Source organism: Bacillus sp. FSL P4-0334, assembly GCF_038004825.1.
In the GTDB taxonomy this organism is placed as follows: Bacteria; Bacillota; Bacilli; order Bacillales; family Bacillaceae; genus Bacillus; species Bacillus velezensis.
Genome location: NZ_JBBORX010000001.1, coordinates 896299 through 916467, shown reverse-complemented (window position 1 = coordinate 916467; position 20169 = coordinate 896299). Strand labels below are relative to the sequence as shown.

Annotated in this window: 19 protein-coding genes and 1 riboswitch; of the genes, 11 read left to right on the top strand and 8 right to left on the bottom strand. The window is 45.1% G+C overall.

The window, feature by feature from the left end:
• Window positions 1–322: 322 nt before the first annotated feature.
• Entirely contained in the window at window positions 323–484 is a 162-nt protein-coding gene (locus NSQ37_RS04625) for a hypothetical protein (RefSeq protein ID WP_004393168.1), read from the bottom strand.
• A 58-nt stretch (window positions 485–542) separates the two neighbouring features.
• On the bottom strand, window positions 543–1097 hold the full coding sequence (locus NSQ37_RS04620; protein ID WP_059367470.1) for a hypothetical protein: 555 nt from the start codon (window positions 1095–1097) through the stop codon (window positions 543–545).
• Window positions 1098–1441: 344 nt separating this feature from the next.
• Here NSQ37_RS04620 and NSQ37_RS04615 point away from each other — a divergent pair, with 344 nt between their 5' ends.
• The 6 genes from NSQ37_RS04615 to NSQ37_RS04590 all read left to right on the top strand — a co-directional run bounded on the left by NSQ37_RS04615 (window position 1442) and on the right by NSQ37_RS04590 (window position 7776).
• A complete protein-coding gene (locus tag NSQ37_RS04615) occupies window positions 1442–2458 on the top strand; it encodes an FUSC family protein (protein WP_043020870.1) in 1017 nt (338 codons plus the stop codon).
• A gap of 68 nt (window positions 2459–2526) precedes the next feature.
• Window positions 2527–3543 carry an XdhC family protein gene (locus NSQ37_RS04610; RefSeq protein ID WP_326365133.1) on the top strand — a complete coding sequence of 339 codons (1017 nt, stop codon included), beginning with the start codon at window positions 2527–2529 and terminating at the stop codon, window positions 3541–3543.
• The gene (locus NSQ37_RS04605) at window positions 3540–4160 is read left to right on the top strand and encodes an NTP transferase domain-containing protein (RefSeq protein WP_326254505.1); all 621 of its coding nucleotides are present in this window, start codon (window positions 3540–3542) and stop codon (window positions 4158–4160) included. The genes NSQ37_RS04610 and NSQ37_RS04605 overlap by 4 nt, the downstream gene beginning before the upstream one ends.
• 5 nt (window positions 4161–4165) lie before the next feature.
• Window positions 4166–6496 (top strand): xanthine dehydrogenase family protein molybdopterin-binding subunit, encoded by a 2331-nt coding sequence (locus tag NSQ37_RS04600; RefSeq protein ID WP_326365134.1) that lies wholly within the window; start codon window positions 4166–4168, stop codon window positions 6494–6496.
• Window positions 6483–7325 (top strand): FAD binding domain-containing protein, encoded by an 843-nt coding sequence (locus NSQ37_RS04595; RefSeq protein WP_168984713.1) that lies wholly within the window; start codon window positions 6483–6485, stop codon window positions 7323–7325. The genes NSQ37_RS04600 and NSQ37_RS04595 overlap by 14 nt, the downstream gene beginning before the upstream one ends.
• Complete coding sequence (locus NSQ37_RS04590; RefSeq protein WP_015418586.1) at window positions 7318–7776, top strand: (2Fe-2S)-binding protein; 459 nt, start codon at window positions 7318–7320, stop codon at window positions 7774–7776. The genes NSQ37_RS04595 and NSQ37_RS04590 overlap by 8 nt, the downstream gene beginning before the upstream one ends.
• 39 nt (window positions 7777–7815) lie before the next feature.
• Here the strand turns inward: NSQ37_RS04590 and fbp are convergent, their stop codons facing one another.
• The gene (gene fbp / locus NSQ37_RS04585; RefSeq protein WP_012118863.1) at window positions 7816–9741 is read right to left on the bottom strand and encodes a fructose-1,6-bisphosphatase; all 1926 of its coding nucleotides are present in this window, start codon (window positions 9739–9741) and stop codon (window positions 7816–7818) included.
• 298 nt (window positions 9742–10039) lie between these two features.
• A riboswitch (glycine riboswitch) is annotated at window positions 10040–10120 on the top strand.
• A 145-nt stretch (window positions 10121–10265) separates the two neighbouring features.
• Here fbp and NSQ37_RS04580 point away from each other — a divergent pair.
• Window positions 10266–11612: an amino acid permease gene (locus NSQ37_RS04580; protein WP_007614904.1), complete on the top strand. Its 1347-nt coding sequence runs from the start codon at window positions 10266–10268 to the stop codon at window positions 11610–11612.
• Window positions 11613–11751: 139 nt separating this feature from the next.
• Window positions 11752–12984, top strand: a complete 1233-nt coding sequence (locus NSQ37_RS04575) for a Fic family protein (protein WP_341123312.1) — start codon at window positions 11752–11754, stop codon at window positions 12982–12984.
• A 44-nt stretch (window positions 12985–13028) separates the two neighbouring features.
• Here the strand turns inward: NSQ37_RS04575 and ahpF are convergent, their stop codons facing one another.
• Window positions 13029–14558 carry an alkyl hydroperoxide reductase subunit F gene (gene ahpF / locus NSQ37_RS04570; protein ID WP_341123311.1) on the bottom strand — a complete coding sequence of 510 codons (1530 nt, stop codon included), beginning with the start codon at window positions 14556–14558 and terminating at the stop codon, window positions 13029–13031.
• Between the two features lie 13 nt (window positions 14559–14571).
• Window positions 14572–15135, bottom strand: a complete 564-nt coding sequence (ahpC, locus tag NSQ37_RS04565) for an alkyl hydroperoxide reductase subunit C (RefSeq protein WP_004393188.1) — start codon at window positions 15133–15135, stop codon at window positions 14572–14574.
• Window positions 15136–15433: 298 nt separating this feature from the next.
• Here ahpC and NSQ37_RS04560 point away from each other — a divergent pair, with 298 nt between their 5' ends.
• Entirely contained in the window at window positions 15434–16120 is a 687-nt protein-coding gene (locus NSQ37_RS04560; RefSeq protein ID WP_038460492.1) for a VOC family protein, read from the top strand.
• Between the two features lie 36 nt (window positions 16121–16156).
• Here NSQ37_RS04560 and NSQ37_RS04555 read toward each other — a convergent pair whose 3' ends face one another.
• From NSQ37_RS04555 to NSQ37_RS04545, 3 genes are all read right to left on the bottom strand, one after another.
• Complete coding sequence (locus NSQ37_RS04555) at window positions 16157–16612, bottom strand: RDD family protein (RefSeq protein WP_014419310.1); 456 nt, start codon at window positions 16610–16612, stop codon at window positions 16157–16159.
• Window positions 16613–16681: 69 nt separating this feature from the next.
• Window positions 16682–17848 carry an MFS transporter gene (locus NSQ37_RS04550; protein WP_053573879.1) on the bottom strand — a complete coding sequence of 389 codons (1167 nt, stop codon included), beginning with the start codon at window positions 17846–17848 and terminating at the stop codon, window positions 16682–16684.
• A 78-nt stretch (window positions 17849–17926) separates the two neighbouring features.
• On the bottom strand, window positions 17927–18238 hold the full coding sequence (locus tag NSQ37_RS04545; RefSeq protein WP_015240918.1) for an ArsR/SmtB family transcription factor: 312 nt from the start codon (window positions 18236–18238) through the stop codon (window positions 17927–17929).
• 142 nt (window positions 18239–18380) lie between these two features.
• Between NSQ37_RS04545 and NSQ37_RS04540 the strand changes: the two genes are divergently transcribed.
• Together NSQ37_RS04540 and NSQ37_RS04535 are read left to right on the top strand one after the other, a co-directional pair.
• The gene (locus tag NSQ37_RS04540; RefSeq protein ID WP_015240917.1) at window positions 18381–18800 is read left to right on the top strand and encodes a DUF5391 family protein; all 420 of its coding nucleotides are present in this window, start codon (window positions 18381–18383) and stop codon (window positions 18798–18800) included.
• Between the two features lie 130 nt (window positions 18801–18930).
• A complete protein-coding gene (locus NSQ37_RS04535) occupies window positions 18931–20151 on the top strand; it encodes an outer membrane protein assembly factor BamB family protein (RefSeq protein ID WP_341124659.1) in 1221 nt (406 codons plus the stop codon).
• Window positions 20152–20169 lie beyond the last annotated feature (18 nt).

The following is a 20169-nucleotide window of genomic DNA, read 5'->3' as shown; positions in this document are numbered from 1 at the left end:
AATACTAACCAAGAATAGAATAAACTCTATTGTTGAACCACTTTAAATCATAAATAATACGTCAGTGTTTGTCTAATTAAGCACTGACGTATATTTATCTCCATAAAGGTAAACATACACTTTTAATTAACCGTGAATCCGATCATTACTGTATTAAATAGGATTATTTTCGCTTAAACTAAACTTCCGCTCAAATATAATGTTCAAAACCTAAGCTTCCTTTACCTGCTCTCAAGGTACAATAGAGAATAATAGCCTGGTTTCTGCTTATAGAATTCATTAAGATATGATTTTATTTTCTACACATGGTAAAAGAAGCAACCTACTGTTGCTTCTCTTTCACCATCTTTATAAAGAGAAAGAAGACAATGAATACGATAAAATAATTCAATGGATTCTTAACGATGCTTATCTCCAGTGAAATCTGTAAGAGTATCCAGAGAATGAAGATGGCTAGTATTGAAGGAATGATGATTTTGTACATGTCTACCACCTTCCATAGTTAGTAAGAGAAAGGGGCGCGGGCCCCTTTTTCTTCATGGTTAAAAGCAAGATGCGGCAGCTCCTGTCATTGCGCCGCCAACAGCGCCGGTAATTGCTCCAACGGCACCCGCTCCTACTGTTCCGATGCCGGGTATTGTGACTGTTCCTACAGCAGCTCCTGCAAGACCCAGTGTGCCGCCGCCAGTTACCGCACCGCCGCCAGTACCTAAAATACATTTCCCGACTGATTGGGTGCTGATTGAACCGCTCGTTTTTCCAGCGTCTTTGTTTACGACTTTGACTAAAACGCCATTTTTGATTTTTTCGTATTTCAGTGTAACAGGTTCACCATTTTTGTCAGTGGAGCTTTTCGGAAGAGCCTGCTCCTCGCCCGTTATGTTGTCTTTTAGGGTTGCCTTGCCTTTAGCGTCAATATGAACATCTGCATGATTGAACGTCATCTTCAGCTCACTGTCGTTGAGGTTTTCAACTTTGTATGTAGCTTGGGATTCTGCGGCAGCCGCAGCATGGGGTAAAACCGGGAGGGCAAAGGCACCTGCTAGGAATACCAAGGCTGCCAGTTTCACTGCGGTTAGCTTCATTTTGCTTTGCATAATTGATCCTCCTCCTTTGGTTGCCATACTAACAAAGGCATTCTGCTTCTTAAACCCTTACCATATAAAATGATAAAAAATTCACCCAATTTCATCACATTAACTAACACGGTTTGTATGTTTCCCTTCGAAAGTCATAGGGGAGCAGGGTTCATATCTGATGCGAAGTTATCAAGGAGGGCAGAAACCAGACCTTTTACTACTCTTTCCCCAACCCCAAAAAGAAGCCGTCATGCAAGAATCCCCCTCTGAACAACAGCTTCTTTCGCATTTTCCCTACAACAGTATAAATCCCTTTGCGTCACGGAAACCTAGTGGAAAAGGTTTCTGAAAGGAGGGGGCGTATGATGAAAAGTGAAAAAATTCAAAACAAAACATCTTTGGTTTGGAAGATGGCGATTGCATCTGCTGTTTCGTGGGAAGCGGCAAAACTGGTCGGCTCTGATCACCCCTATTTAGCGCCTCTTTCTGTTATTTTATGTTTGCAGCCAACGATAGATCAGTCGATTCGCTTTTCTTTTCATCGTATTGCGGGAACTGCGATTGGGATCATGCTAACATCCTTTCTTGTCAGTCACTTGCCAATGAATGGCTGGATGCTGGGGCTATTGCTATTAGGCGGAACCTATATTGCCAAGTGGTTGCGAATAGATGTAACGGTTTTACATCAGGTAGCGCTCACCATTTTGTTGGTCTTTACGTTTGAACGAAACGCTAAAGATTATGCATTCGACCGAATCATCGATACGGTGATCGGCGTCATCATCGCCATTCTGGTTCACATGTTCCTTTTTCCGCCGGACTACACAAAAAAGGCGGCGGACTCTTTTCAAACATTGGCTCGTCAGCTTTCCGGCACACTTTCAGACCTTTCCAAATGGGTGCAATCAGAGTGGGGGCAAGGAAAAGGGAACCTTATGGCGTATAGAATGAACAATCTTATGCAAGAGCTGCATATGACAAAAGAGATGCTGCAAACAGCCTCTGACAGCTTAAAATTCAACCCCGTCAGAAAAAAACATAAAAATATCATTTCAAGCTATCAAATTGAGATGCAAAAGTTGAACGCCGGATTTGAGTATCTATCAAATATAGTGAAAACGTTAAAAGAATGGGAAAAAGAGGGGGAGTTATCTTCAAGTGACAAAATAGAGCTGGGGAATGATTTACAAGTGTTAAGTGAATACTTTGCGGGTTTTAAAGGCATACAGCAGGGTGAAACAGACAATTGGAAACAGAAGGAACAGAACATGTTATTGGAATCTCTCCGCTCCGACATGCTGTCGCATCCGCCGCCCGGTCATAAGGTCTATAAAGACTCTTTTTTTTTAGAAACGAAGAAATTGCTGAAGCGTTTGTAATGTTTTCTGGAATTATAGAATACGGATATACAGATGCAGATATGATCAGGTAAAACGGGGGACATGAAATGGATGATATACACCGGATTTTGGATGTCATCGCCACTTCTAAAAAAGCTAAGGTACTGGCTACCATTATTAAAACAGAGGGGTCCGCTTATAAGAAAGAAGGGGCTTCGATGTTGATTTTAGGGGATAAAACAAGAGTCGGAATGTTATCCGCCGGTTGTCTGGAAGAAGACCTCGTTGAACGGTCGGAACAGGTCTGGGCTGCAGGAGAGCCGGTGATTGTCCGCTTTGATATGAGCGCGGAAGACGATTTATCCTGGGGACAGGGCATTGGCTGTAATGGTGTTTTGACGGTTTTACTTGAGCCTGTAAAAGGGGAATTGGAACGAAATCTGATGACAGTGAAGACATGCTTAGATGAAAAAAAGTCTGTGACCCAAATGAAACGATTCACTAAAACGTTAGAGCTGAAGGAAGATCTGTACATAGTGGAAGACGGCAGCGTGTTTGGAACCGGGGATGTTATGGAACAAGGCCGTATTCAAAAACTGAGACAGACGGAAAAGGGAATCAAGAGGGATGAACATACCTCTGATTTATTTTTTATCCATCAGATGGTGCCAAAACCTTGTTTATATGTCTTCGGAGCAGGGGAAGATGCGAAGCCGTTAGTTTCGTTGGCAGCTCATGCGGGCTTTCATGTGACGGTGATTGACTGGCGTCCCGCTTTATGTCATCACGGCCATTTTCCTGAAGCCGGCCATTTGATAACAGGGGCACCGGAAGAAGTCATGGAAGGCCTGAGCATGACAAAAAGGGATTTTGTTGTCATTATGACGCACAGCTTTCAAAAAGATCAGATCATTTTACATACAATAAAAAACGAGAATGTGTTTTATAAAGGCGTTTTAGGCCCCAGAAGGCGCACGGAGCGGCTGTTAGGCGGGGCAGAGATTCCGGCAGATATTCATTCCCCTATCGGCCTTCCCATCGGGGCACAAGGCCCTGAAGAGATTGCTGTAAGTATTGTCGGCGAGATGATTAAAGAAATGCGAACACAAAGGTCTCGCTTATGAAAACAGCAGCCATTTACCTGGCAGCCGGTACAAGCAGACGCATGGGGACGGATAAGCGAAGTTTATTTCTGAATGGAGTCTCCCTCGGAAGTATGGCTCTTAAAAATGCCTTGTTATCTGAATTAGATCATATTTTCGTTATAACGGGAAAGGGAGATCCACTGCATTGGCTTTCGGATTTTTTCTTTTTAGATCCCATATCAAATAAGTGGAGTCAGGCAGAATGTGAGCAAGCGGATAAGGGCCAAGGCCATTCCATACAATGCGGTTTACAAAAAGCGGCAGAGTATGAGGCTGACGCCGTTATCATTCTCCTTGCAGATCAGCCGTTTGTCACCGCAGATATCATCAATACGTTAATTGATTCCTATCACAAGGAGCGCCGCTATTCATTTATCGCCGCTGAAAATCATCATCTTCCTATGCCCCCCATTTTATTCTCAAATCAATGTTTTCCGGTATTGCATCAGTTAGAGGGAGATCAGGGCGCCCGGCATGTCATCCGTGAAAGTATGATCAATACGGGAAAAATGATCAGCTTTCAAGACCCTTTGCTTTTTTATGACGTCGATACAGTTGAAGATTATACGCTGCTGCTGAATAAATTCGGGGAGTGAATGAGTTGGAGTATATCGGGAAGAGTGTCATTCGAAAAGAGGCCCTTGAAAAAGTGACGGGTAAAGCGAAATATACGGATGATTTTCAAGAAACAGGCATATTACACGCAAAAATGCTGGTCAGTCCATATGCTCATGCCGATATTGTGTCTATGGACTTTTCAGAAGCTTGGAAGATTCCCGGCGTGAGAGCGATATTGGGTGATGAACCTTTTCCGCTTGCAGGTGAAGAAATTAAAGACAGATCGCCGATTGCCTATAAAAGGGTCAGATACCATGGTGAGCCGGTTGCTGTTGTTGTTGCGGAAAATCCGATTACAGCTAAAAAGGCCGCGGATGCCATCAAAGTATCCTATAAATCTCTTCCCGTCGTCAATTCCCCCCGTGAGGCCTTTCAAAAGGATGCGCCACTCGTTCATGAACATGCGGACCGCTATGAGAAGACAAAAGGTGTATTCCCGGTTCCGAAGACCAATATCGCAAACCTGGATAAGGTTAGAAAAGGAAATATTGAAGACGGGTTTAGGGAAAGTGATGTGACAGCAGAATTCCAGATTTCCTTTAACCCTTCTGATCACGCTGCGATGGAGACAAGATGCTCGATCGCTGAAATTCGAGCGGATGAGGAGATTATCATTACCACATCCTCTCAAGCCCCTTTTGCCATTAAAAAATTAATGCAGTGGTATTTTGGAATTGAACCCGGAAAGGTGATCGTCAAAACGCCTTTAGTAGGCGGGGCGTACGGGGGAAAAGCGGCCGTTCAGTTAGAGGTGATTGCCTATTTGGCATCAAAAGCGGTTGGAGGCCGGCCCGTCAAATTGTTTAATACGAGAGAAGAGGATATGATCACATCTCCCGTTCATGTAGGATTGGATGCCATTGTCAAATTAGGGGCTGCAAAGGATGGAATCTTAAAGGCGGCGGACATTCAGCTTTTATTTGATGGCGGAGCGTATTCTGATAAAGGAGTGGACATCAGCCGGGCTGCGGTGGTTGATTGTACGGGTCCGTACGCGATCGATCATATACGGTGTGATTCATATTGTATGTATACGAATCATCCATATCCAAGCGCATTCAGGGGCTACAGCCATGCTGAAGTGTTATTTGCCTTTGAGCGGACGATGGATGTATTGGCGGAAAAGCTGAACATGGACCCATTAGAACTCCGCTATAAAAATGCCATTCGCCCCGGTGACACCACACCGACTCAAGTTCTTCTCAATTCAAGCACGGTCGGAAATGTGCCGAAATGCATTGAAAGATTAAAGGAATTAATGAATTGGGACGAGGGACAGCGAATTGAAATCGATGGCCGGAAGATACGGGCGAAGGGAATCAGCTGCATTTGGAAAACCTCAACATTTGATACAAATGCAACGTCCGGGGTGATTTTAACCTTTAATCCCGATGGAAGCATTAATTTGATGTCAGGGGTAGTGGAAATTGGCACAGGGACAAAAACGGTGCTAGCCCAAATCCTGGCGGAACGAATGAAAATGGATATAAGCAAAATTCACGTGAAAATGCTTATAGATACACAAACAACACCCGAGCATTGGAAAACCGTGGGGAGCAGAGGGACGTTAATGGCCGGAAGAGCCGTACTGAATGCAGCGGAGGAAGCCATTCGAAAGCTTAAAGACGTGGCATCATGTGTGTTGCGGGTTCCTGTCGAGGAATTGGAAGTGGCCGACGGAAAGGTTTATTTTATAGATCATCCTTCTGTACATGTTGAAATAAAAGACATTGCTTACGGATATACGTTTCCAAATGGAAATACCATTGGCGGCCAAATCATTGCGAGCGGCAATTACACATTAACCCGGATGACGAATTTAGACCGGGAAACGGGAAGAGGAAAGCCGGGACCCGAGTGGGCTGTCGGTGCTCAGGGAATTGAAGTTGAGTTGGATAAACGGGATTATACGTATCGAATTACAAAAGCCTATTCTGTTGTGGATATAGGAACTGTACTGAATGAAAAAGCTGCTAGGGGTCAAGTAATGGGGGGGATGAGTATGGGAATCGCATTTGGAGGAAGAGAAACCTTTGTATTTGATTCATATGGCAGAGTATTAAATCCTCAGCTTAGAACATACCGCCCCCTTCACTATGGAGAGCAGCCTGAATATATCATTGAATTTGTTGAAACCCCGCATGTGATTGCGCCTTATGGAGCGCGCGGAGGCGGGGAACACGGACTGCTGGGGATGCCGGCAGCATTGGGAAATTGCCTTTCCGCCGCTTTAGGTGTCCAATTGAATCAACTTCCTCTCATTCCCGAACGATTATGGAGGACGCAAGAGGGGTGGAAAGATGATACCGTTTGATTTCGACTATTTTAAACCGAAGACCATTCAAGAAACAATCAATCTATTTCACTCGCTTGCGGCCGAAAAGAAAACACCAATGTATTATTCCGGCGGCACGGAAATTATCACGTTAGGAAGGCTGAATATCATCTATACGGATGCGGTGATAGATATGAACGAGCTTCCGGAATTTCAAACCATCCGCTTTTATGAAAATGATCTGGTGATCGGAGCGGGCGTGTCATTAACGAAACTGGAGGAAGAAAATCCATTTCCGCTATTAAGTAAAACAGTAAGTGAAATAGCCGATCGGACGACTCGAAATAAGATCAGCCTGGGCGGAAACATTTGCGGGGGCATCTATTACCGTGAGGCCGTGCTGCCGTTGTTGATTTCTGATAGTTTGATAGGGATTGCAGGGAGAGCGGGGATTCATTACCGTCCCATAAATAAAGTATTTAACAAGGAAATACAGTTGCAAAAAGGTGATTTTTTATTTCATGTCGTTGTCGATCGAGCGTACGTTGACCTGCCATTTGTCAGTATCAAAAGAAGACAGCAGTGGAATGTCGGGTATCCATTGGTGACAGTCTGTGCGCTGAAAAAAGATGATGAGATCAGAATGGCCTTCAGCGGCGTATGTCCATTTCCGTTTCGTTCTGCTGAAATGGAGGCTGTGCTTAACGATAAAAGTTATTCATTAGAAGATAGGGTGCGCAGGTCTTTACAGTATGTACCCAAACCCGTTCTTGATGACGCAGAAGGCTCAAGTGAATACCGAATATTTGTCTTGCAAAATACAATTTTAGATGCCTTACGGGAATTAGAAGGAGGTCCAAATGTCTGATCCTATTACGTTGAAAGTAAATGGCGAGGAAAGACAGATTACGGTCAGGCCGGCTGATACTTTGTTATTTGCTCTTCGTCTTCGTCTCGGATTAACTGGTGCAAAACCGGGCTGCTTAAATGGGGATTGCGGCGCCTGTACGGTATTAACGGACGGGGTGCCGATGAAATCTTGCTTAATGCTTGCGGCAGAAGGGGAAGGAAAGGACATTACGACAATTGAAGGACTGATCAATACGCCGATTCAAAAGGCTTTTATTGAAAAATTCGCGTTTCAATGCGGTTATTGCACACCGGGTTTTCTCATGAATTGTCATGCTTTAGTGAATACTGAGCCGAATGCAAGTGATGACACGATAAAAAATTGGCTGGAGTCCAATATTTGCAGATGTACGGGTTATAGGGAGATTGAAGAAGCGGTTAAATCCGTTTTACATACAGGGAAACCGTAAAAAAAGAGCCCAGAGAATCATCCCTGAACTCCATATTCTTCACTTCATATACCGATACTCCCGCAGCTTCTCCAAAATCGCCACTTCTTTCATCAGTTCTTCACCGACGTTTGTTTCTTTTACTTTCTTCCGCTCCAGCTCTTTGTCGACTAATCGTTTCACTGTTAAGACGTCGGTTCCGGTGCTCAGCACTTCGGCCTTAGAGTTAAAGTGTTTATGGGCGACGAGCTGCATGCCGTAGGAGTTGTATAAGAGCGTGTAGCCGGCGATGCCTGTTGTGGATTGGTAGGCTTTGGAGAAGCCGCCGTCGATGACGATCATTTTTCCGTTTGCCTTGATCGGATCTTCGCCTTCGATTTCTTTTACCGGTGTATGGCCGTTGATGATATGGCCGTGATCCGGGTTGAGACCGAATTCCATCAGGATGTTTCGGCAGGCTGCTTCGTCTTCACGCAAATAGTAATACGGGTTTTTCTTTTCTTTATGCGTTTCCTTCTCTTTAATGAAATACCGCTCAAAGGTTGTCATGGCGCGTTTTCCGAAGAGGGAGGAGTATTCGCCTGTCCATAAGTACCAAGTCATATCTGTCGCCAGATCATCGGTTTCTTCCGGATGGGCAAACGCTTCCCGTAAGAACCGTTCAAATACATCGAGCAGCTCTCGGCCCGCATAAGCTTTATCCTCTATCATCATCGTTTCCATGCTGCCGTTTTCATCGACGGGAATACAGCCGTGAATCAGCAGGTTGCCGTTATATTTTAAATAAAGGCTGCCTTTTTTCATCATAAAATTCATATGGCGGCCCAGCTTTTCGGAGTTCTGAACAGAGAACAGCAGCTTGTCCATGACTTCTGCTTCTTCTTCTAACAGCTCATCAGGCTGTTTGGGATTCACCGTCGCAAAGCAGGTGTTTTCCAGTTGATATGTTTTTCCGTTCAGCGTGATTTCATTGCGGTCATAATCAATCTTTTCCAGTAACAGCCGTTCCTCCATATTAAAGTTCGGCCGTCTCTTAATAATCGGGCTCTCAAGCTTGAATTGGATCATCGCGATCGCCTGATGAATTTTTGTGATTTGTTTAATCTCATCTTCCGGTCTGTTTTCGTCCGCTTTCGGGCGGAAAGACGGGTTATCATCGTAATATTTTTCGGCAAGGTTCAATAGCGGTCTCAGATTGATGCCGTAAACGTCTTCAATAATATCCAGATTGTCATAGCGGGCACAGATGCGGATAATGTTTGCCAGGCATACTTTTGAGCCGGAATAAGCGCCTATCCAGAGAACATCATGATTCCCCCATTGAATATCCACTGAATGATAGTTGATCAGTTCTTCCATGATCTTATCCGGCTGCGGTCCGCGGTCATAAATATCGCCGACAACATGCAGATGGTCGACCACCAAACGCTGCGTGCTGTAGGCAAGGCCGGTGATCAGCTTATCGGCCTGGCCGAGCGCAATGATCTGTTCTATGATTTCGGAATAGTATTGTTCTTTGTTGGCGGCTTGTTCTGTTTTGTACAGCAGCTCTTCAGAAATATAAGCAAATTGGGCGGGCAGTGCTTTGCGCAATTTGGAGCGGGTGTACTTGGAAGAACAATAAGAAACGAGCTTAATCATCCGGTGAATCGTTTCTTTATACCACTCGTTTAATGCCTCTTTCGTATCAAAGTCATGTTTGATCAGCTTCAGTTTGTCTTCCGGATAATAGACCAAAGCCGCCAGTTCATCAATTTCTCTATCGTAAATGACGCCGCTGAAAATATCGCGGATCTTCTCTTTTACCCTTCCTGAACCGTTCCGCAGCACGTGCTGGAATGCCTGATACTCCCCATGCAGATCACTGACGAAATGCTCGGTTCCTTTCGGCAGGTTCAGTATCGCTTTCAGATTAATGATTTCCGTGACCACTTTTTCTTCACAATCGTATTTTTGTGCGAGCAGATCTAAATATTTCGTTTCCAATCTCGTCCATCCCCTTTTTATTTACGAGCAATTGTATGATAAAGTGAATTTAAAGTATGACATAATGTTTAAATGATTAGACCTTATATGATAGTACCGCATAACGCCTTTTTGAGACAATGAAAACGGAAAATACGCGCTTCAGGCATCAAAAATTGGACCGGGATAACGCCGTGCAACTCATCCCTCTATTGACAATGCATTCAAGTTCCATTAAAATAAAAAGTTAGCTGATAGGTGTTTCTATCAGAAACTCAATACGTAGCAGGCTATGATTGCTGTGGGTCGAACTACAGCAGGAGCGGCTTCTGGAGAGACCGCGGGTTTTCCGCGGCGCCGAAGGGTTCACAATCTCAGGCAAAAGGACAGAAGAGTACCGAATATGTATTTGTCATGCTGTTGATTGTCAGCGGCGCAGATATAATTTGATATTCTTATGACCATGAGATTGGAGGGCATCCAATCTCTTTTTTTATTGGCTTTTTTTGCTCGTCGTTCACTAGAGAGGTAAGGAGGAGTCAGATGTGGAGCAGCGAGAGCTAAAGAGGGACTTATCGAATCGGCACGTGCAGCTGATCGCCATTGGCGGCACGATCGGCACCGGATTGTTTTTAGGGTCCGGTAAGGCGATTCAGCTGGCGGGTCCTTCTATCATCTTTGCGTATTTTATTGTAGGTATTGCGCTTTTTTTCGTCATGCGGGCGCTGGGAGAACTGCTGTTATCTAAAGCGGGCTACCAATCATTAACGGATATTGCCGAGGCGTATTTAGGGCCGCGTGCAGCGTTTGTCACCGGCTGGACCTACTGGTTTTGCTGGATTATGACGGCTATGGCGGATGTGATCGCCGTCGGTGTGTATGTGAAATATTGGTTTGATATTCCGCAGTGGATTCCGGCACTTATCTGTTTGCTCATTTTATTAGGGCTTAATCTGTTAACGGTTAAGATTTTTGGAGAATTGGAGTTTTGGTTCGCCTTAATTAAGGTAGTCACGATTCTCGCGTTAATTGTCATCGGTGTGGTTCTGCTGGTGATTGGGTTCAAAACGCATACCGGAACGGTTTCAGCGGCGAATCTGTGGGAGCACGGCGGCTTGTTTCCGAACGGATTTTCAGGCTTTTTGCTTTCGTTCCAGATGGTGATCTTCGCCTATGTCGGTGTGGAATTAGTGGGTGTGTCGGCGGCGGAAACGTCAAATCCGAAAAAAAATATTCCGTCCGCTATCAATAAAATTCCATTGCGGATTTTATTTTTCTACGTCGGGGCATTGCTCATTCTTTTATGTATTAATCCGTGGATGCAGCTGAATGCGGCGGAAAGTCCTTTTGTAAAGACCTTCAGTCTGGTCGGCATCCCGTTAGCCGCGGGAATCATTAATTTTGTCGTATTAACGTCTGCCGCTTCTGCTTGTAACAGCGGGATGTTTTCAACAAGCCGGATTTTGTATAACTTAAGCAAAACGAAACAAGCGCCGGCAAGTTTTGCGAAGCTGAATAAAAATCATGTGCCGAGCCGCGCATTATGGATATCGGTTATTGTGCTGTCAGCTGGCGCTCTTTTAAGCAAATTGATACCGGAAGCGGCTTTTGGCATCGTGACCACCATCAGCGCGATTTGTTTCATTTGGGTGTGGGGCGTGATTCTGGTCTGTCATATCAGATACAGGAAAACCCGTCCGGACTTACATGCAAGCTCGTCTTTCAAGGCGCCGTTTGCGCCGTTTATCAATTACGCCGTGCTGGCGCTGTTTGCCGTCATTCTGGTGATTATGCTGTTTGCGGATGCAACGCGCCCGGCTTTGCTGCTGACGCCGCTGTGGTTTATTGGATTATTTCTCATCTATCGGGCGAGAGGGAGAAAGACAGATTGAATTGCTTCAGACGGTGTACTGCCATGCAGTATGCCGTTTTTTGTTTTGATTGGAAAGCGAGAATATTTGTTAGAAATCAGGCTATAATGATTGTATAATTTAAAAAAGTGTATAATTTTAAATTAAGCGAGGTGATGATATGAAGTATGAGAAGTTATCTAAGCTTTTTTATAAAATGGATGCTGATTCATATGAGAAAGAATTTAAAAAGAGAACAAGCAGCTATGGCAGTTATTCAACATCATTAAACATACGGGGGTTCCGAAAAGGCCGACCCACGGACGATTCATTTGAGCTATTTTATGTGAATATACATAAACTCATGAAGCTGAATAATGAAGTGTTGTTAAACAGTTCCAAAATTTCATCCCTTATCAGTCAGCTCCCCGAATTTGCCGTCAAACCTTATTTTGATAAATTAATTATTAATGAAGCACAGAGTAATAATGAAATTGAAGGAATCCGCAGTACAAAAAAAGAATTGAAAGAGGCACTTAAAGCATTAGCACAATCCGAGCCCTCACATAAGCGGTTTGTCGGATTGATGAAAACATATCAATTTATAGACCGAATTCCGTCGTTTACAAGCATTCATGACTTTAGGGAATTATATGACGAGCTGGTCGCAGATGAAATCGGAACAGAAGATGCGCCGGATGGTGAGCTATTCAGAAAAGGCTATGTTGAAGTGAACGATGGGAACATGACCACCCATATCGGCGTTAATTCTGAACAGAAGATAACAGAAGCGCTTGAGGCTTTAATTGCTTATCTTCACGATGAAACACATCCCCAGCTGTATCGTTACATGACAGCTCATTACTACTATGAATACATTCATCCTTTTTATGACGGCAATGGAAGAACAGGACGCCTTATCGTTGGGAGTTATTTGTCCCGATACTTAGAAAAATATTCAGCCATCACTTTTTCTTACGCAGTTAATAAGAACAAAGATAAGTATTATAAGGCATTAGAGGAAATTCCCGCACCTTTAAACCGGGGAGAGCTGACTTTTTATTTAATGGATATGCTGGAGTTGCTTCTGTCAGGACAAAAAGGAATTATTGAGGATCTTGAATTTAATTTAATGAAACTGAAACGAATTAGGAACTATATTGATAGCGATCAATGGGCTGATTATAAAGATGAACGTGATATTTTTAATATCATTATCACGATTAATGTATTTGTAAATGATCAGGTTACGCTGTCGGTGCAAGATTTAATGGAGCTCTCAAATAAATCGAGACATAAAATTAACAGAGTAATGGATTATTTAGAACAGCAAGGATTTGTTGAGCTGGTAAGCAGAAGGCCAAAATCTTATAAAATCAGCGAGGATTGTTTAGAGGAAATACTGCCTTCTTAATTAGTATATGTAAAAAAGCCGCCATTCATATGGCGGCTTTCACATTAATTCCGGATCAAATAATCAAATGCGCCTAAAGCGGCAGTTGCACCTGACCCCATGGAGATAATGATTTGGTTGTACGGGCCGTCTGTGCAGTCCCCTGCGGCAAATAGGCCGGGAACGCTTGTCGCGCCGCTCTTATCAACGATGATTTCGCCGATACGGTTGCGTTCGACCGTTTCGTCTAACCATTCTGTATTAGGCACGAGACCGATTTGGACGAATACACCTTGGAGTTCAACGTGTTTTTCTTCGCCTGTTTCGCGGTCAACGAACGTAATGCCGTTTACGTTTTGGTCGCCTGTGATTTCTTTCGTTTGTGCATTTTTGTGCACAGTGACGTTTGGCAGGCTGTAAAGACGTTTTTGCAGGACTTCGTCTGCTTTCAGTTCAGGCGCGAACTCCAGCACAGTCACGTGATTGACGATACCTGCAAGGTCAATCGCCGCTTCGATTCCGGAGTTTCCGCCGCCGATAACGGCTACGTCTTTGCCTTCAAACAATGGTCCGTCACAGTGCGGGCAGTATGCGACACCTTTGTTTTTGAACTCTTGCTCACCAGGTACGTTGACATTGCGCCAGCGGGCACCTGTTGAAAGGATCACTGTTTTACTTTTCAGTACAGCGCCGTTTTCGAGTTCAAGTTCGAAGAGGTCTTTTTTCTCAAGGCGTTTCGCGCGCTGAAGGTTCATGACCTCAATATCATAATCTTTCACGTGCTCTTCAAGGCTTGCAGCGAGCTTCGGTCCTTCAGTCGCTTTGACGCTGATGAAGTTTTCGATGCTCATGGTGTCGAGTACCTGGCCGCCGAAGCGTTCAGCGACGACACCGGTGCGGATGCCTTTACGCGCCGTATAGATCGCCGCGCTTGCGCCGGCAGGTCCGCCGCCGACAACAAGAACGTCAAACGGCTCTTTGTCGGCAAACTCAGACGCATCTGCGCCGCTGCCCATTTTTGCGAGAATCTCTTCGATGGTCATACGGCCGCTTCCGAAAGATTCACCGTTTAAGAATACAGTCGGAACAGCCATGATGTTTTTGCTTTCCACTTCTTCTTTGAATGCCGCGCCGTCAATCATTGTATGAGTGATATTCGGGTTGAGCACGCTCATCATGTTTAATGCTTGGACGACATCAGGGCAGTTGTGGCACGTCAGGCTGATATAAGACTCAAAGCGGTATTCTCCGCTGATGTTCTTAATCTGGTCAATAACCTTTTGATCAGCCTTAGGCGCTCTGCCGCTGACTTGAAGCAATGCCAGCACTAATGATGTAAATTCGTGGCCGAGAGGAACACCGGCGAATGTAACGCCTGTGTCTTCTCCGGTACGATTAACGCTGAAGCTCGGTGTTCTGTTTAATTCAGTTTTTTCAACTGAAATTTTAGATGACATGGAAGCCAGCTCGTCAACGAGAGCCAGCATGTCCTTAGAAGTGTCATCGTCACCGGCGCTTACTTTGAGAACAATGTCGTTCTCAATTAGCTGCATGTATTGATTTAATTGTGCTTTGATATTTGCATCAAGTACCAATGGAATGCACTCCTTAGATTTTACCTACCAAATCAAGGCTAGGTGTAAGTGTTTCGCCGCCTTCTTCCCATTTAGCCGGGCAGACTTCACCTGGGTTTTGACGAACGTATTGAGCTGCTTTTACTTTGTTTACTAGGTTGCTTGCGTCACGGCCGATACCGCCTGCATTGATTTCAACTGTTTGGATAACGCCATCAGGGTCGATGATGAATGTTCCGCGGTCAGCAAGACCAGTTTCTTCGTCAAGAACGTCGAAGTTGCGGGAGATCGTTTGAGATGGGTCACCGATCATTGCGTAAGTGATTTTGCCGATTTTTTCAGAGCTGTCATGCCAGCCTTTGTGTACGAAGTGAGTATCTGTAGAAACAGAGTATACTTCAACACCTAATTCTTTCAGTGCAGCGTATTGTCCTTGAAGATCTTCAAGTTCAGTCGGGCAAACGAAAGAGAAATCCGCTGGGTAGAAGCAGAAAACGCTCCATTGACCTTTCAAATCTTCGTTTGTTACATCGATGAATTCACCGTTTTTGAAAGCTTTTGCTTCGAATGGCAGTACTTCTTTTCCGATTAAAGACATAATATCTTCCTCCTGAAATGTGATTTGAAATATATTAAAAAGACAAAGCATTCACTTTATCTTTCAATAATAATTCTAATTATATATAGATTATTAAATAACATTTATTTTTTGTCAAGCTATATGGGGTATTATTTTCTGCTTTTTTTGCTTTAGATGTTTAAAAACGCCTGGTATAAGCGGTTTGGCGCTGTTTGTCATGTTTAGCGCCGGGCGAAAGGAGGATTCTCAATTGGTGAATCGAAACAGTAGGAATCAACCCTTCTATATGGCAGTATAAACCAAAGGGGGTATGATCATGCAAATAAATAACATTACTTTGTACAGTTGTGCGTTGGAGGAGACGAAACACTTCTATGGACGGGTGTTAGGTTTTTCTTTAATTGATGAGTCCGGTGATTCGTTTACCATCAAGGCGGGAGAAAGTGAGTTGGAATTCAGGCGCGCCGATTCTCACTCTCATCCTACGTATCATTTCGCGTTTAACATTCCGAATAATCGTTTTGATGAGGCGAAGGAGTGGATAAAGGATAAAGTCGTTTTTCAAACGGAAGATGGGGAGGATGAGGTGTATTTCTCTCATATTCAGGCGCGTTCCTTTTATTTCAAAGATCCGTCCAACAATCTGGCGGAATTCATCGCGAGAGAAACATCGCCGCCAAGCGCGAAACATTTTTCGATTGAGTCCGTTCTGAATATCGGTGAGGTGAATCTGACGGCTGCCGAAGTCGTATCAACCGGGAGGGAGCTGCAGCGTTTCGGCATTCCGGTGAGAAAGCATGCGCCTCTTAGTGAAAATGGGTTTCATTTTATGGGTGATTACAATGATGGTGCGTTTTTGCTTTTAGGGCCGAGCGGCCGCCGCTGGATTTTTTCTGATCAGCATGCGGAGTTCCATCCGCTGTCTGTTATTGTGAACGGGACGATCCGCATTGAGGCTGACGGAAAGGGCGGCATTGACATCAGGCGGGCACAGCCGTCATAAAAAAGCCCGGGCTCAAAAGGCCCGGACTTGAGGTCATTATTTATAGACAACACGGGTGCTGCACATGATGTCGTGCAGCGTTTTTTTCTCTCCGAAGGCGCCCATGATGAATCCGATATAAAGAATGAGCTTAGATATGATATATGCGAAAGCGCGTCCGAAGGCCTGGCCGATGGATATCCGTCCGCCATCCTCATTGACGACCTTAAGGCCGAGCAATGCTTTTCCCAGTGTCCCCTGCATCTTTGAGGCCGTGAGCAGGCTGAAATATAAGATACTGATCACAAAAGAGCTCGCAAGAATCGGGATGACGCCGAACACCAGAAAAGAGATGTTAAACTGATTTTCGGTCATGAAGGGGTCAGCCGCCGCAACGCCTGCCGCAAATAAAAAAGAGACCATAAATTGAATGATAAAAATCGGAATTCCTATGATGATTTGATCAATGACGTAAGCCAGAAACCGAATCCAAAATCCTGCCGGTCTTTCCATGTATCTTTTTCTCTCCCTTGCTTTAATCTGGAATATTATACGTAATCATTCCGGATTTTGCAACGGAGCTTAAGCTTCTGCGAGCAGCCTCTTTCCCCATGCCAAGCGTCCCATGATCAGCCCGAAAGCCAGAAGGGCAAACATGATGCCGCACCACATCAGCTGATGGATTCCCAAGTGTGAAATAAACCAGCCGCCCGCCGCCGTTCCGATGGTGATGCCGAGGTTGGAAAAAGAGACAAACAGGCTGTTGCCGAATTCGGGCGCCTCCTTTGCTTCCGCAGTAAGCCATGTCTGGCTGACAATGAGACCGCCGGAATGAACGGCGCCCCATACGAAGACGAGGACGGCCATCGGCGCGAAAGACGTCCCAAACCCGTATATGAGCAAGTAGGCGGCTGTATAAAGAAGCGGAAACAGGATGACGGTCTTTTTCATATTTTTATATAACAAAGCGCCGAAGACGAAATTCCCGGCTATCATAATCACTCCGAAGCTCATCAGCATGAAGCTGACCCATGTGCCGTTCATATGGGACACTCGTCCGAGGTACTCCGCAAAATAGCTGTAGACAGAAAACATGGCCGCAAAGAGACAGGTGACGGCAGCGATATTGAGCCACAAAGCCGGTTTGCGAAGGATGCCGAGCTGACTTCTGAAAGACATTTTTTCTGTGACCGGCATGGATGGCAAAAAGAGAAGAATGCCCGTGAATGCGATGAGACTGATGATAGCGCCGAATAAGAAGGCGGCTTCAAGGGAGAGACGATCCGCCAGATAAGACGTGAAAGGCACGCCGAACGCAAAGCCGGCGGTGATGCCTGAAAAGACTTTCGTTACGGCTTTTCCGGATTGGCCGGCGGGGACAAGCCGGGCAGCGGCCGCAAGCGCTACAGAAAAGAACACCGGGTGGCATAAAGCCGGAATGATCCGAAACGCCAGCATGACACTGAAATGCGCCGTATACGCGTAGACCGCATTTGAAACGGCAAACATCAGCACCGCCAAAAGCAGAATGACTTTCCGGTTTATGCCTGAAGCAAGCAAGGTCAAAAACGGTCCCGACACAGCGACGATGAACGCGAAAATACTGACAAGCCACCCCGCTTTTGAAGCAGAAATATGAAATCTGTCCGCCACTTGCGGAAGAACGCCGATAATGCCCATTTCGGTCGTGATAATCCCGAAAACCCCTAATGCCAAAAACAGAATGAAGATGGAACTGCTTTTTTTCATTGTTATGTATGCCTCCTTTTATAACTACATATACAGAAAAATAGATATGTTAGAACAAAAAAAGCCCTCCTTTCATGGTTATAGCTGGTGCTGAACATAGTCAGCAAAGGCTTTAATTTGTTTTTCATTCCTTCTGTAATAGGTCCACTTTCCGATTCGTTCGGATTCCAGCAGGCCGGCTTTTTGCATGGTCAGCAGGTAGCTGGAGATGACGGACTGCGCAAGCCCCGACTTTGCCTGAATATCACCGACGCAAATTCCGGTGCGGAAACTGAGTCCCTGCTCAAGATAAGGTCTTTCATCAAAATGGTCTTCCGGGTGTTTAAGCCACGTCATAATATCACTTCGTGTTTTGTTAGATAACGCTTTATGAATCAATATCGGTTCCATAACGTTTATTATATCTATTTTTCTGGATTTGTAAATTTGTTTTTGACAAAACATTCTCAAATTAAGTAAAAATCGTGCTAAAATATAACATATTATCAGATTACCGGTAAAAAAGCCGGGTTATTGTCAGGAGGATATTCACATGAATCAAAAGAAAAAAGGTGCGGTTGCGGTGACCTTGCTTTCCGCTCTGCTGTTTTGTTTATTGCCGGTCCTCGTCTCGCTTTCTCCGCTTGCGGAAACGGGGCCGAACGCGAATCGTTTTAATTCCGCGGGCATGTGGGCCGCCGTCGGCCAGATCTTTGTTATATATGCGGTCCCGCTCATTTTGTATATTCTCGGTATTCGTGTCATGAAAATCATCATGGCCGTTTTTTGCGGAATCGGGCTTATCATTTGCGCGGCTGTCTTGTTGGTGACGTTATTGACCGCAATTTCCTTAGGGCAGGAGCTGTCTCTTTATTACGGCCTTTTCGTTTGGTCAGGCGCGGCTTTCATCGTCAATGTGGTGTGGTATATTGCCGCGTTTCGATCATCCCCGAAGCATCAGCAGGCTATGTGACATTTGTTCTATAAATCTACCGAAAATACAAATATTTCATAGGTTAATTATGGTATGATCGAAGTGATATAGCAGCTTTTAATAGAAACGGGAGGAACTGACATTGAAAAAAAAGACAGCTTCATTGCGAATGAAAACATTGGCGGCCGGCGCTGCGGTTGCTGCGGCTTTATCTATGGGAGCGGTTACTGATCTGCCGGGGGCAAAATGGCTGCATCCGGCGGCTGCTCAAGCCGCGGAAACGGTATTTAAACAAAATCATGCGGCATCCGGTTTCTTGGCGGGACGGTATGACGCGCAGGCGATGTCTCCGACGATGTTCAACTGGTCAAGAGAAAGCCGGTTTACAAGCACTGCCGATGGCGCATTAAAATGGGAAAAGAATGTTCCGGCCAATCCTCAAAACGGTGCGGGAGCCGCGGTTGATGGGGACGGCACCGTATTTATTCAATCAAAAGACGGGAAGCTGACGGCGTATCATCCGGACGGTACTGTGAAATGGGTGACGGAAAACCTCGGGACGACCTATACGCTGACTCCGGTGCTCGGAACAAACGGTGTCATTTATCTTCCTTCTCACGATAAAAAACTATATTTCATCGACAAAGAAACCGGAAACATTTTAACATCGGTTCCGTTGAGCGGAGCGCCTAGTTCCGATGCGGCTATCGGCTCTGACGGCACGCTGTATGTGTCGACGCTGGATAACTATATCTATGCGATTAAACCGACGTCGCCTTCGACATGGACGCAAAAGTGGAAGTTTAAAACAAACGGCGTGGTCGGCTCCGCTCCCGTGTTAGCGTCAAACGGCACGCTGTATACGGCAACGTACAATAATATCTTTTACGCGATCAATTACGGAACAGGCCAAGTGAAATGGTCAAAAACGACGTCCAACGGGTTTAAAGGCTATCCGGTTATTGATAGAGACGGCACCGTTTACGCCGGAAACCAGGACGGCAATTTATACGCCTATACATCAACGGGTGCTGTAAAGTGGACGTTCCCGTTAAACGGTTTCTCCAGCTCTTCATTAGCGATCGACCATAACGGCAATGTGTATATCGGTTCCGGAAGCGGCGAGCTGTTTTCCATCAGCAAAACCGGCAATATGAACTGGTCTTTCTATACGGACGGGCCTGTGAGAACGGCGCCGCTGATTGATGCGGACGGCAATGTGTACTTCGGTTCTGACGATAAAAATGTCTATGCGGTTGACGCTGACGGTAATGAAAAATGGCGCTATCAAACAGACAGCAATGTCATTTCCTCCCCGGTTCTGGCTGAAGACGGCACGCTCTATGTCGGCACTTATACGAAACTGCTCGCATTCGGGGCAAAAAAATAATAAAAAAGAATCCGCGTC